Source organism: Paenibacillus pabuli, from assembly GCF_039831995.1.
In the GTDB taxonomy this organism is placed as follows: Bacteria; Bacillota; Bacilli; order Paenibacillales; family Paenibacillaceae; genus Paenibacillus; species Paenibacillus pabuli_C.
Window position 1 is genome coordinate 445,190 of record NZ_JBDOIO010000004.1, and the last position, 13,417, is coordinate 458,606.

General features: G+C 48.5%; 13 protein-coding genes. 11 read left to right on the forward strand and 2 right to left on the reverse strand.

Features of this window, described 5'->3' with window-relative positions:
- Nucleotides 1-2: 2 nt before the first annotated feature.
- Entirely contained in the window at nt 3-2,228 is a 2,226-nt protein-coding gene (locus tag ABGV42_RS21595; RefSeq protein WP_347383626.1) for a glycoside hydrolase family 88/105 protein, read from the forward strand.
- A gap of 879 nt (nt 2,229-3,107) precedes the next feature.
- Complete coding sequence (locus ABGV42_RS21600; protein ID WP_347383627.1) at nt 3,108-3,365, forward strand: hypothetical protein; 258 nt, start codon at nt 3,108-3,110, stop codon at nt 3,363-3,365.
- Nucleotides 3,366-3,488: 123 nt separating this feature from the next.
- On the opposite strand, the gene ABGV42_RS21605 is transcribed toward ABGV42_RS21600, so the two are convergent.
- Nucleotides 3,489-4,364 carry a DUF72 domain-containing protein gene (locus ABGV42_RS21605; protein WP_347383628.1) on the reverse strand — a complete coding sequence of 292 codons (876 nt, stop codon included), beginning with the start codon at nt 4,362-4,364 and terminating at the stop codon, nt 3,489-3,491.
- A 320-nt stretch (nt 4,365-4,684) separates the two neighbouring features.
- On the opposite strand from ABGV42_RS21605, the gene ABGV42_RS21610 reads away from it, so the two are divergent.
- The 5 genes from ABGV42_RS21610 (at nt 4,685) to ABGV42_RS21630 (ending at nt 8,741) form a co-directional block, all read left to right on the forward strand.
- On the forward strand, nt 4,685-5,428 hold the full coding sequence (locus tag ABGV42_RS21610) for a class I SAM-dependent methyltransferase (RefSeq protein WP_347383629.1): 744 nt from the start codon (nt 4,685-4,687) through the stop codon (nt 5,426-5,428).
- A 22-nt stretch (nt 5,429-5,450) separates the two neighbouring features.
- A complete protein-coding gene (locus ABGV42_RS21615; protein ID WP_347383630.1) occupies nt 5,451-6,440 on the forward strand; it encodes an MBL fold metallo-hydrolase in 990 nt (329 codons plus the stop codon).
- A gap of 203 nt (nt 6,441-6,643) precedes the next feature.
- The gene (locus ABGV42_RS21620; RefSeq protein ID WP_347383631.1) at nt 6,644-6,979 is read left to right on the forward strand and encodes a hypothetical protein; all 336 of its coding nucleotides are present in this window, start codon (nt 6,644-6,646) and stop codon (nt 6,977-6,979) included.
- A 47-nt stretch (nt 6,980-7,026) separates the two neighbouring features.
- Nucleotides 7,027-8,016: an FAD:protein FMN transferase gene (locus ABGV42_RS21625; RefSeq protein WP_347383632.1), complete on the forward strand. Its 990-nt coding sequence runs from the start codon at nt 7,027-7,029 to the stop codon at nt 8,014-8,016.
- A gap of 71 nt (nt 8,017-8,087) precedes the next feature.
- Nucleotides 8,088-8,741, forward strand: coding sequence for a ferric reductase-like transmembrane domain-containing protein (locus tag ABGV42_RS21630; protein WP_347383633.1), 654 nt, complete (start codon nt 8,088-8,090; stop codon nt 8,739-8,741).
- A gap of 107 nt (nt 8,742-8,848) precedes the next feature.
- Here the strand turns inward: ABGV42_RS21630 and ABGV42_RS21635 are convergent, their stop codons facing one another.
- Entirely contained in the window at nt 8,849-9,415 is a 567-nt protein-coding gene (locus tag ABGV42_RS21635) for a phosphatidylglycerophosphatase A family protein (protein ID WP_347383634.1), read from the reverse strand.
- Nucleotides 9,416-9,611: 196 nt separating this feature from the next.
- Here ABGV42_RS21635 and ABGV42_RS21640 point away from each other — a divergent pair, with 196 nt between their 5' ends.
- The 4 genes from ABGV42_RS21640 to ABGV42_RS21655 all read left to right on the forward strand — a co-directional run bounded on the left by ABGV42_RS21640 (nt 9,612) and on the right by ABGV42_RS21655 (nt 13,417).
- Nucleotides 9,612-10,667, forward strand: a complete 1,056-nt coding sequence (locus ABGV42_RS21640; protein ID WP_347383635.1) for a GerMN domain-containing protein — start codon at nt 9,612-9,614, stop codon at nt 10,665-10,667.
- Nucleotides 10,668-10,808: 141 nt separating this feature from the next.
- Nucleotides 10,809-11,567 (forward strand): ribonuclease PH, encoded by a 759-nt coding sequence (gene rph / locus ABGV42_RS21645; protein ID WP_095293274.1) that lies wholly within the window; start codon nt 10,809-10,811, stop codon nt 11,565-11,567.
- Between the two features lies 1 nt (nt 11,568).
- Nucleotides 11,569-12,192: an XTP/dITP diphosphatase gene (locus tag ABGV42_RS21650; RefSeq protein ID WP_347383636.1), complete on the forward strand. Its 624-nt coding sequence runs from the start codon at nt 11,569-11,571 to the stop codon at nt 12,190-12,192.
- A gap of 382 nt (nt 12,193-12,574) precedes the next feature.
- Nucleotides 12,575-13,417 carry an STM4015 family protein gene (locus ABGV42_RS21655; RefSeq protein WP_347383637.1) on the forward strand — a complete coding sequence of 281 codons (843 nt, stop codon included), beginning with the start codon at nt 12,575-12,577 and terminating at the stop codon, nt 13,415-13,417.

Consider the following 13,417-nt stretch of genomic DNA (forward strand, 5'->3'; position numbering starts at 1 on the left):
TGTTGATCATTCGTTATTTTCATGAAAACGAGGCGATTGCAGGCAAGGTGCATCATTCAATTCCGGATATTTTGACGACGGTGGCCCAGCGTTATATCGGTGATCATCCCAAACATTCGTTTCTGTTTAGAGCCTACCACCGGGGAGGGTTCCGCAGACATGGGGATTACCGTTATGATCTGAACCTGGACGACAAGTGGCCAGAAGCGCGTGCAGGACAGTACGTATACGTATGGGGCAAGTTATGGAGCCAGCAGGAGGCTACGCTGAACACAGGCCTGAACTGCTACAGTCCGGTAACGATCTATGTCAACGGGGAAGAGGCCTTCAAATCCGAACTGCTGCAGGAGTTATTTCCCGAGCGAAGAACCCAGATTCCGATCTCCGTAAAGGTTGGCTGGAATGACGTCTTGCTTTGTTTTGTCAAAACAGAGGTCGGGTTCGGCAGCATTTATGGTACCGCTTCCTTCAAGAATTTCCCACTTCATTTCCTGACTCCGGGAGTGGACCGGCAAGGTCAGGAAGGCTGGCTATATTCAGAGCCTCTTGATGAACCTGTAACTTCAATTCCCCGTGACGGGATGACGGAAGAAGAAACAGGGCTCTTCTGGTATCCACGAAGAGAATGGACGGAAGAAGAGCGGGAAGCTGGTTCTTTCGCAAGGATCTTTGGTACAGAGCAACCGGCCGTGGCCTACGCGTGGACGAAGTTGGATGTCACATTGCCAGGATCATCTCCTGTTGTTTTACAAGGTCAGCATGAAGGTGCTCTTCAGTTGTATGTCGATGATAAGGAAGTATACTCCGCTGACAGAAGTGGGCATTATCGTGTGGAGCTGCCGCGCCGCTATGGATTATCCGATCTGGTCGCACGAGGGGAAACCCAAGCTGGGGAGAAGGGCTGGGGATTTACGCTGGATTCAGCAGAGATTTCCGGATCAGATGGCTGGAGATTGAGCTCTCCGCATCCTGTTGCAGGCAGTCCGGACGTATGGCTGTATACCGGAAGATTTGCACCGGGTTCCGAACCAATACCTACGGATATTGTCGTGACCGATACTGTTTTTGATGATGGCTCGAAAGGTGTATACTGGCATGTAGATCAGCCGGATACAAGCGTTCGTCCTTATCTGGAGAATACACATTACGGAAAATGGAATTACCCACTAGGGGTTACCCTGCTTGGACTTCTGCGGATCGGACAGGAGCTGAATCGTGACGATATAATCCAGTATGTCCGGGATCATATCGAGCTGAGTACTTCGTTTGACCGTTACGGTCTATGGGATCGGGAAACCTATGGTGCAGCGGGAATTAACAACCAGTTGTCAGCGATCGACAGCCTGGACGATTGCGGTTCGTTCGGATCAACGCTGCTGGCAACGATGGAACTCGGGGACATTCGCGGGGGCCGAGATACGGCAGATCGCATTGCCCGTTACATTACCGATGAGCAGGAACGGCTGGAGGACGGAGCATTTTATCGTGTTCGCGGAAGCGGAGAGATGCGTCACGAAACAATGTGGTGCGATGATCTGTACATGAGCACGCCATTCCTGATGCGCTATGGTCAACTAACGGGCAATACGGCGTATTGGGATGATGCAGTCAACCAGTTTCTGTTGTTCCGTCAATATCTCTATATTCCTGAGCAGCAGATCATGTCGCATGTGTATGATTTTGTGCGTGGACGGGCAACAGGCATCCCGTGGGGGCGCGGTAACGGTTGGGTCCTCTTATCCCTGACGGAACTATTAAGCATTCTGCCTCAGGATCATGCAAGGCGTTCGGAACTGCTGGGTTTCTACCGGGATCTGTGTCAGGGGTATCTGGCGCTGCAAGGAGAAAATGGCCTGTGGCATCAGGTGCTGAACCGCTCGGATTCGTATGAGGAAACCTCGTGCACGTCAATGTTCATCTACGCCTATGCCCGCGGAATTCGCGAGGGCTGGCTCGAGGAGCCTGCACCATATCTGGAAGCTGTCCGCAAAGGATGGGAAGGTATGACCAGACTGTCCATCGACCATAAAGGCAATGTATATGGCGTATGCCGCGGATCAGGTTACTCCTTTACTGCACTCTATTATCGGGACGATCTGGGCTGGATCCTGAACGACACTCATGGGATCGGCATAGTACTCCTGGCAGGTATCGAAGCGCATAAAATGAACCAGCAGCTCAGCCAGATGAACGTTACTGAAGAAGAAGATACGATGCAGAAAGCTTGAAGAGTTAACAGAAGCTTCAGAGTGATAGAGGCTATTTTAGGGATTGCCTGAAATAGTCTTTTTCTTTCACATTTATTAAACATTCAGCTATGTGAATTTCTGAAACGAATAAAGGGGATTTGATTTTAAGCTATAGAATATATCCAGAAATACTCAGAGTATCCTGGACTTAGGAGCTTGAATCATTAAAATAATTTAGAAGGAGGGATATTTATAGAACTACAGAAGAAAATCAGGGCTTTAATTCAAGAGTTGAACTTTGAAAAGGCTATGGTAAATGGCAACACATTGTTATTTCACTCTGGTATCTATTACAAAATAACCTTTGTTAAAGGACTGAACTCTTATGTCTTGGAATTTGCAACTAGTTACGATGACGCAGTAAAGAATATGTTTGAGGATGGTGAAGTATATCCTATTTCATTAGGTGAAGATCAACTAGTTAATGAATTGCGTCATGATCTATTAAAATACTATATAAACATGTAGTTTACTGCGTATTTATATTTTTGTGAAAGTTCTAAAGAGGCCAGGGCTCAATATAAAGAGAATGGTTCTAGGGAGCACATATCAATCATCTGGAGGGATTCGCATGTCTATTTCATCTTCTATTGAGATAGCTTTATCAAAGCCAATCTTGAGAATGACTATTCTCCAAAAACTTGAAGCATTCGGTTGGTCATATAACGATCATTTTAATTAGAGAGAGCGGTACCATAATAATGAGTCCCGATATCAATCGAAGAATCCTAGATGTAGAGAGTTTCAACAAAATAACGGATATAAACTGGTATATGACTAAACTAGTACCTGTATTTGGCCCATCACTTGAATCCATTTCTTACGAAGAACATGTGTAAAGTTCAGGAGGAATAGTATATGGCTAGATTTCAGTGTAAATGTGGTGTAACGCTATCCAATTCAAAAGCCCCAAATGATGTTGAGTTGACGGTATACACAGATAAGGAATGGGACGACATTATTAATCAAGGTGACTTCATTGATCCTATATCTATACCATTCCCTCGGTATGATGTTTGGCGATGTAATAGTTGTGAAAGGATCTATGTTTTTGATGGGAATACAGTAGTTAGAACCTATATTTTAGAGAAGGGCGATCTTAGTACTCTTAATTAACTAGGGTAAGTGTATGGCATAAACCTATAGTTAGACTACGTACTATGCTGCATCATTGAATCCAGGTTAAAAACTTCACCTCCAATCGTATATATCATGTAAATAATGTTCGTGCCTAGATTCTTAAAATAGCTCCAGCTGCTCAGGCCCATCCTCATCCTCGTCTGTTGTTCGATCGGGGAATGGCCGGACAGGCATCTCCAGCAGCTCCATCATCATCTGCGCATTGGCTGCAGCGTCGCCACCCGAGTTGTTATTGAAAATCACATAGACATCCTTACTTTGCTCGTGCAGCTGTTCCAGATAACCTTTCCATTCCATCAATTCTTCCTTGTTGTATCGATACAAGTACCGAGTCTCCCGCCAATTGGGTGCACCGTTCTGGTGCCAGCCTGACACATTGCGTCCGTGCAGCCGTACGAGCGTCATCTCCGAATCCGTCGCCTGCGGCACAATCGGAATGGAGCCTGAGCCTGCCTGCGGCTCGTCACAGACACTGTGAATCCAGCCTTGTTCCCGCAGAAAGGCAAGCGTCCGCTCTCGCATACCATCCTCGTACCAGCTGCGATGGCGAAATTCAAGCACACACGGAATACCTTCCATACGCAGTCTCACCTCACGCAGCTCGTTGACATTATCACGATTGCAGTCAAACCATGGTGGATATTGAAACAGGGCAGCTCGCATTTTACCGGCTTCCATCACCGGCTCCAGTGACTCCCGAAAAGCCTTGTACATGTCTGTGATGCTGGTGAAATAGGGTTTGCCCCGAAGATGCCCAGTCATCCCCTGATACGCTTTGACGATAAACGAAAAGTCATCCGGCGTTTCAGCTGCCCAACGTGCCATCCGGTCCCGGGGCTGAACGGCATAGAAGGAACTGTCGACCTCTACGGTTGAGAAGTACTGTCCATATAAACACAGCTTGTCCTTGGCTTTGGTACGATCGGGATACAGATCATCGTGATCTCCCCATCCCGTGAGTCCAATGTGAATCATAAATAACACCTCCTACTGTTCTGTCTCTAGGTAGTCCTATTACGATCGAAGTGTGCACCTGTCCGTATAGCAGGACTGTACAGCCGTCGTCAGGTGAACCATTTGAAAAGCTTATATATAGTTAACCGGTTTGCGCGCACGTGACTATGTTTAACATTATATAGGGCGAATCCAGGCCGTTCAATGAACGGGAGCCACTGGAAATCTTTGAGTTTGAAGAATAAAGAAGATACAATTACTACAAGCTTAGGTATGATCAGCCCTATAAAAAGTACGTGACAGAGAAAACGGGGCCATTGACCAAGTGGAGGGCGATACGAATGACGGAATGGTATGAAGAGAGTTTTGGAGAAGACTACCTTCTCGTATACAAGCACAGGGATGTGCAGGGTGCATATGAAGAAGTACATAAAATGATCAATTGGTTAAAACTTGAGCCACAGGCACGGGTTTTGGATCTATGCTGCGGTATGGGACGGCATTCCTTGGCTCTGGCAGACGCAGGCTTCCGGGTAACCGGGATTGACCTGTCCGATGTGCTTTTGCGTGAAGCACGTCAGATGGACACCGAGAATCGAGTGGAATGGGTTCATGCCGACATGCGTAATCTGCCGCTCGAAGGTGGATTTGACGCAGTAGTCAACCTGTTTACATCGTTTGGTTATTTTCGTGAGGACGGTGAACAGCTCAAGGTGCTGCGTGTCATCCGTCACATGCTGAAGCCTGGCGGCAGCTACATTATTGATTTTATGAACACGGCTTACGTAACCCGTCATTTGGTTCCGCATTCCAAACGAGAGACGGAAGGTCAGCGTATTGAAGAGTTTCGCCAGATCAAGGACGGATTTGTGCAGAAGGAAATTCACATTACCGACTCCGGTTCCAGTGATAAACCCCGGATTCATAAGGAGCGTGTCAAGCTGTACACCCGTGAACAACTGAGTGAGCTGCTGCAGGAGGCGGGGCTTGTGGTGGATCAGGTTCATGGAGGCTATGATGAAGAGGAATATGAAGAGCAGGCTTCCCCGCGCATGATTTTTGTTGGTCATCGGCCTGTAGAGTGAGAAGAGCATGGAGGAGAAGAAAATGAAACGTACGGAAGCGATCACCATGCCGGAGGGCATGCATCGGCTCCAGATCACGATGTCTTTCCCGCTGCGCTGGGTAAACAGTTATGTGCTCTATGAACCGGATGGAAGAATAACCGTGATTGATCCAGGCCCGCGCAACCCGGGAACGGAGCAGGAATGGCAGGAAGCTCTAACCGGTCTGGGATTGTCTTTTCAGGACATTGGCCAAATTGTGTTGACCCACCATCATCCCGATCATCTCGGCTTATCAGGCTGGATGCAGCAGAAGTCGGGTGTACCTGTACGAATGTCTGCCAGGTCGCGTCAGGAGGCAGAATACATGTGGGGCCCGAGTGCAACCATTAATGCTGTACTGCCTGAATTTTATCGTCAACATGGAATGCCGGAGGACAAGACCATACAGATCCGTGAGCATATGAAGGGATTTGTCTCTCAGATCACTCCTTTGCCGGAAGTAACGTTCATTGAGGATGGGGAAGAACTGTTTATGGGCGGCAAAAGGTGGGTAGCCGTCGAGACAGGTGGACATGCCCCAGGGCATCTATCCTTTTATGCACCAGAATCCAGAGAGATGTTGTGCGGCGATGCCGTACTGCCACAGATTTCACCCAATATCAGCTTGCAGCCGGAAAGTGATGCCCAGCCATTGTTATCTTATCTTCAGGGGCTGCATCGTCTAGGGAGTTTGGATGTCGAGAAGGCATATCCGGGGCATCGAAATCCGTTCAGCCATTTTACGGACCGAACCACTCATCTGCTGGCTCACCATGAGGAGCGGCTTCAGAAGATGGCTGAGCATATTGCTCAGCGCCCATCGAACGGGTATGACGTTTGTGTTTCCTTGTTCGGTGATCGATTGGGCACACATCAGCTGCGCTTTGCCATGAGCGAAACGCTCGCTCATCTTCAGGAGTTGATCCGGCGGGGGCTTATTGTGCAGGAACAGGAAACAGATGGATCATTTTTTTTCAAAAAGTATAACTGAGTTCGTACGAAAATAGGAAAGCAATCATTCATAAGGCAAAGGCTCTGAAATGGGAGAACATCTCCGGTTCAGGGCCTATTTTGTGTATACGGAATCATAGGAAATGGAAAGCTTTAGCCGTTCTTAACGGTTCATTCATCTGCTTTTAATCCAGGAACCCTAAGATAGGAGCATGAACTTCGCCAGAGAAAGTAGGGAGAGCGATGAACAGAAAGAAACGAAATCAATGGAGAAAATGGCAAGCCTCAGCAATTGCAACATTAACGGTGGCGGCACTCTTTCAATATGTAAGATCCTCTGATGCCTTTGATGCCGCATATGCAGCAGCAAATGGAACAGATACCGATAGCTTATCTGTAAGTCAGTCGAATACCCGTGACGATGTAATGGATGAATGGGCGGGTGGCTTTGTTCCGAACCAAGAAGAGGAACAGCGTGATCGGAGCAGATCCTATGGCCGGGATTTCAGTCAGTCTGATCAGGAATCTGACTCCGGAACTGGCAGTGGCAGTTACCAGTCGCGCACAGGTACATCATGAGCCTAGCTGCAAAGACTACGCGTCCGCTTAAGTTCAGATTTCGTGCAATGAATACGGATGTGGAGGTTCAGCTGGTAACCGCCCGACGTGAGGAAGCTGAGCATGCAGCTGTACTCGTGAAAAACTGGTTTGAAACACAAGAGCAGCGCTTCAGTCGGTTTATAACCAATAGCGAATTAAATCGTCTGAATCGTTCGGTGGGATGGATGTCCGTTTCCGCTGCCATGGACGAGGTATTAAGTTTGGCTTACGGATATATAGGTCAGACAGAAGGGATTTTTCAACCGGGCATTTCAAGGGCTCTTCGGGAACAGGGATATGATGTCAGCTTCGAACAGATCGGGCAGTATGAGCGAGGCAAGACGCAGTCCTCGCAGCATACCTCAACCTCAATTGCCTCACTAATCCCGGTAGAGGAACGCGATTATACCTGTCCTGGATGGATGCATAGAGAGGGCAGTCGGATGGTCCATCTGGATCCCGGACTTGAACTGGACCTGGGCGGCATTGTGAAAGGCTGGGCAACGGAACGCATTGCCGATTGGCTGAAGAGCACGCTTCACATTCCTGCAGGCATGATTAATGCGGGAGGAGATATTCAGGTGTGGGGTACTCCTGCGTCTACTGCATGGACTGTCTATATAAAGGACCCTTTGCTGGATAAACGCAATCTGATAGGAAACATTCAGTTAGGTACTGGTGCGGTGGCGACTTCAGGGATCGCACGTAGACAGTGGCAGCGGGCCGACGGCAGTCTCTGCCACCACTTGATTGACCCGCGGACAATGGAGCCTGCTGATACGGATGTGGTGCAATGTACCGCTGTAGGCCAGCATGTCTCGCAATGCGAGATTATCGCGAAGACCGTCTGTATCCTGGGGAGTGCTGAAGCGATTGGCTGGTTAAACAGGCATTATGACCGGCATGATGTCTTATGGATAACCCGGGAAGGTAAGTTCTGGTTCAGAGGGGATATGGATGCACTGGAAGAACGGTGGCCAGGCTTTGAGCCGGACCACTGCTTCAGCTTTATTTAAATCAGCATGTTGCTAAAACTTTAATGCAACATGCTGAAACGATAAGTTTATCAGATATGGGGGAGCTGGTTATGGCACAATGGATTGTCGATAATGTACCCACGTGGAATATCATTCGTATTAGCGGGGTAGCTGCTTATCTGCTGCTCTTTGCTGGTGTCTTTCTGGGAATCGCCCAAGGGATGCCTGCCGCCAAAGGCAAACCCAAAGCGGCCATGTACCAGTGGCATACCCGGACGACCTGGCTTGCCTTTGGACTTGGTATCGTGCATGCACTAACCCTGTATATCGACCATTACAGTCCATTTACCTGGAGTGAACTGCTTATTCCGTTTAGTGCCTCAGTACATCCGGTTGGCAGCGGGCTTGGGACGTTATCCTTTTATGCCTTGCTGATTGTGCTGCTCTCCAGTGATCTGCGTAATAAACTGGGCCGCAAATGGTGGTTTATATTCCACATGCTATCTTATCCTGCGTTCATCGGTTTACTGGTGCATGGCATGGTTACAGGTACCGATTCAGGGAATGTACTGATGCGTTTAATGTACGTTTTTACCGGTTTGTCCATCCTTGGCATTACGGTGCTGCGGGGGCTTCTGCGTGAACGCAAAGGACCGCAAATCACAATTGGATCCAACCGTTCGCAGTCACAGCCTGCCATGGAACGAGCATGGGGCGAAGCTTACGGACTCGCGGGAGCGGGGAGACCGGAACGGTTGAAATAGGCGTAATAACACCTGATGTATATACGAAAAAGAGCGGCCCAAGGGCCGCTTTTTTTCATGAGCTCGTCCTTTATAGACATGTCTCATTTCCATATAACAAATGTTCCTTATACGACATCATCACTGACCGGCTTCTGGCCTAATGCTTCTTCAAGCTCCGACTGTTTGCGGTGCGCGATTCGGCTGCTTGCTGCCGATGCAATGGCCCCGACGATATCATCCAGAAACGTATGTACAGGTCCCAGGCTTTTATCATTCAGCCGTTCAAGTACACCGGGTTTAAGCTTATCTACATAACCGTAATTCGTGAATCCGATGCTGCCGTATACATTGACGATGGAGAATGCGAGAATCTCATCCACGCCGTACAGCCCTTCATCATTCTCGATCATCTCCTGCAAAGGCGAAATGAGCTGACCCTGCTCTGCCAGCAGATCCAGCTGAATGCCTGTTAGAACAGCGTTCTGCACTTCGCGCTTGCGGAGAACCTTCTCCACGTTATCGATACATTCTTCCATCGTAAGATCCGGATAGTACTTTTTCTGCAATAACATGACCAATTCTGCGATCTCAGGGATCGTTACGCCCCGCTTTTGCAGCCATTCCCTTGTTGCATCCGCTACTTTGCGGCTGTTTAGGCTGTAAGGGATTTTTTCCTGTTCTGGATGTTCCATGGGCGATTCCTCCTCTGAAGTTAGCAATGTCCTTACTCTTGATTCCTAATACGTATTAACCCGTTTTGTGTTTCTTTCTTTCAATATCATTTTTGCTTGGTGTATCAAGGGCTTGTTTAAAAAGTAGTTATTTTTTGGACGAAGGCTCGTATACATGGTAGTACAAACTGTAAAAATGATGAGGGGGAACGTGATCATGAGTAAGATCCGATATATGCGTACGGCATCAGCAGCAGCGCTGCTGAGCATTCCGATGGTGTTGTCCGGCTGCGGCATGTTTAATGCACAGTCATCCGAGGCTATCGATCCACCACCGCCCATCCAGGAGGCAGCTATGATTCAGGCAGCCGAGGGCAATGGGACACTCGCAACCCTTCCGCTCACGACGGTTTATTTACAGGATCAGCAAGGATTGCTTGCTCCGGTATCACTGACGCTTCCGGCAGGATCGGACATTAGCAGTCCGAAGACCGCTCTGGATACACTGATAACAGGTGGTGCGTATGCAGGTATGCTGCCTGAAGGATTTCAAGGTGTCCTTCCACAAGGCACGGTGGTGCAGAATGTGACTGTTCATCCGGAAGATAAGCTTGCAGTCGTAGAGTTCTCAGGTAACTTTGCCAAATACGATGCCAAGGATGAGCGAAAAATGCTGGAAGCCGTAACGTGGACGTTGACAGGTACACCGGATGTGGAGAACGTGCAGATCTGGGTGGATGGCAAAAAGCTGACTCAAATGCCGGTAAACAGCACACCGCTTCCTGAACCGCTAAATCGGGCGGTAGGTATCAATCTTGATTTGGGAGACACGTTCACGACCAACAGCAGTCCAGTCACGGTGTATTTCTCGGCTGCTTCGCCGGCAGGCATTCAATATTATGTTCCGGTTACACGCCTGGTCACACCAGGTACGGATCGGGTGCAAGCCGCGCTGAATGAGCTTATTAAAGGGCCGGCCAAGGGTGGTGAGCTCGAAGAGGTTATGACAGGCGGCACGGAACTGCAATCCGTCAAAACGTCAGAGGATGGAACCGTTACGGTCGCGCTCAAAGACGATATGTTCGTAGAAGGAGATGTCGTGCCAAGCGAGCTGCTGCAATCAGTCGTATTGACCACTACCGAAAATACAGCTAGCAAGGACGCCAAAGTTCAAATTGAGTGGAACGGCCAAAAAACAGTTATGGGTGACGATAATCGGGATTATAGTTCGCCGGTCTCCAAGCCTGAGTATATCAACGAAATTCCGATCTAGGATTTGGACAAAACCTGGGGAAGTTAACAGAGTCTTTGGCGGATAGATGCTTTTAACAGAACTCTTTGGTAAAATAAAAAGGATTAGTAAAGTGTGACTCAGTTCAACAATTACAGGATGCTTAAGTCGTAGGAGGCAGAAATGATGAGATCTAACGGACGAACCAGCGAACAGCTGCGGCCGATGAATTTAACAATTAACACAAATAAATACGCCGAAGGTTCTGTACTGATTGAAGTCGGGGATACCAAGGTTATTTGTACAGCAACGGTGGAGGAACGCGTTCCTCCGTTCATGAAAGGTCAGGGCAAGGGATGGGTTACCGCAGAATATTCCATGCTTCCTCGTGCAACACATACGCGGAATCAGCGTGAAGCGAATCGCGGGAAGTTGACTGGACGTACGATGGAAATCCAGCGTCTGATCGGCCGTGCACTTCGCTCTGTTGTAAACTTGCAGGCGCTTGGCGAGCGGACCATCACCCTGGACTGTGATGTCATCCAAGCGGACGGAGGCACTCGTACAACGTCCATTACCGGATCGTTTGTGGCGCTGGCACTGGCTGTGAACAAAATTGCCCAGCAGCATCGCCTGCAAACATTCCCGATCACGGATTTCATTGCCGCTGTAAGTGTAGGTGTAGTTGGAGAACAGCCTGTTCTGGATCTGAACTATGATGAGGATTCCAAAGCAAAAGTAGATATGAACCTGGTGATGACAGGTGGTGGAAAATATGTAGAACTGCAAGGAACAGGTGAAGAAGCCCCATTTGACCGCCGTGAGCTGAATGCCATGCTGGAACTGGGTGAGCAGGGAATCCTGGAGATGATTGAGCGGCAAAAAGAAGTGCTTGGACCGATTGCGCTCAAGATCGGCGCTAGTGGATTAGGGGAAGCCTAAGATGCGTCTGGACAGCCCAATTATCATTGTTGCAACCCGGAATCAGGGTAAAGTAAGAGAGTTTGCCCATGCATTTGCGCCGCTTGGCAAAGAGGTCAAAAGTATGTTCGACTACCCCGAACTTCCGGATGTCGTGGAGGACGGGGTAACCTTTGCCGAGAATGCCTGGAAGAAAGCAAAGACCGTAGGTGATGCGCTTGGTCTCCCGGTATTGGCTGATGATTCCGGACTTTGTGTGGATCTGCTGGATGGGGAGCCGGGTGTGTATTCGGCAAGATATGCTGGCGAAGGAGCAACGGATGCCCTGAATAATGCCAAGCTGCTTGCAGCGCTGGAATCCATCAAATCCGGTGAGGATACGCAACAGCCATTGCTCAGTCCGGCACGCTTTGTGTGTGCCCTGGTTCTGTATGATCCGGCAACGGGGGACAAGTTTGAAGCGGAAGGTACAGCAGAAGGCTGGATTACGAGTGAGGCTGCCGGTGGTGGTGGCTTTGGATATGATCCTCTGTTCTATGTACCTGAATATGAGATGACGATGGCTGAGCTTACGCTGGAACAAAAGCAGGCTATTAGTCATCGGGGTCATGCACTTCGAGCGCTTGTATCCCGGCTTGAGGGCTGAATCCTGGTTAACAGGAGCCTTATAAATCAGGTATAGCACCATATGTAAAGAAGAAGGCGTTAATGGAAGGATGCATCATTCCTGTGGATTGTGGAATGGTCTCCCGCTATTAACGCTTTTTTTCATATCACCAAGAAGTGTACAGGACCAAGGTGCACATTGGTGAGCTGTATTTATATCGATCAATATACCTAAGGGAATCTCCGTTTCAAAACAAATGAATTGAGAACATGCGTTCTTATTCCTAGTTGGAAATGTATTGCAATTTCGCGTTTGAGAATCAACTTGGGACTGAAGTTGGAAGAAGTTGCAAGCCTTGTACGGTATGGGGTAACATTCAAGTTAACAAATCAAGAATGAACTCAATCGGAGGGATTAACAGATGCAGGAAGTGAAGCTTACGGTATCTTATGATGACTATGAGAACGATATCCGTATGGAGAATTTGATCAAGGAATTGGCTGCCAAACCCGAAGCGGGTTCACTGGAAAGTCTGATCATTGGAGACTGGGGACAAGCTTACGAGAATTCTCCGGACGAATTCATGAATGCTCTTATTGAGGGAGCGCCGAGTTTCCCATCATTGAAAAAGCTGTTCATTGGAGACATGGGCTTCGAGGAATGTGAGGTCTCCTGGATTATTCAGACAGATCTGACTCCGCTTTTGAAGGCTTTTCCAAAACTGAAGTCCTTTGCGGTAAAAGGCAGCAGTGGATTGAGCCTGGAACCTTTGCAGCATGCCAACCTTGAAGAACTGGTCATTATCTGCGGAGGACTGCCGCAGGAAGTGCTTGCTTCTATAACCAATGCCCAATTGCCTGAACTGCGCAAACTTGAACTGTACCTGGGTGTAGATGATTATGGCTTCGACGGTTCACTTGAAGATGTGCTTCCCTTGCTGGAACAGGGACGATTCCCCAAGCTTGTATACCTTGGCCTGAAAGACAGCGATATTCAAGATGAAATTGCCAAAGCCGTAGCACAGGCTCCCATTGTGGATCAGCTGGAAGTGCTGGACCTGTCTCAAGGCACATTGTCGGATGAAGGGGCAGAGGCGCTGCTTGCCAGCGACAAAATCAAGAAGTTGAAGCATCTCGATCTCAGCTACCATTACATGACGGACGAAATGCTCATTCGCTGGAAACGTTCGGGCGTATCTGTAGATGTCAGCGATCAGCAGCAGAGTGATGAAGATGACTGGCGTTATCCGTCATTAACGGAATAA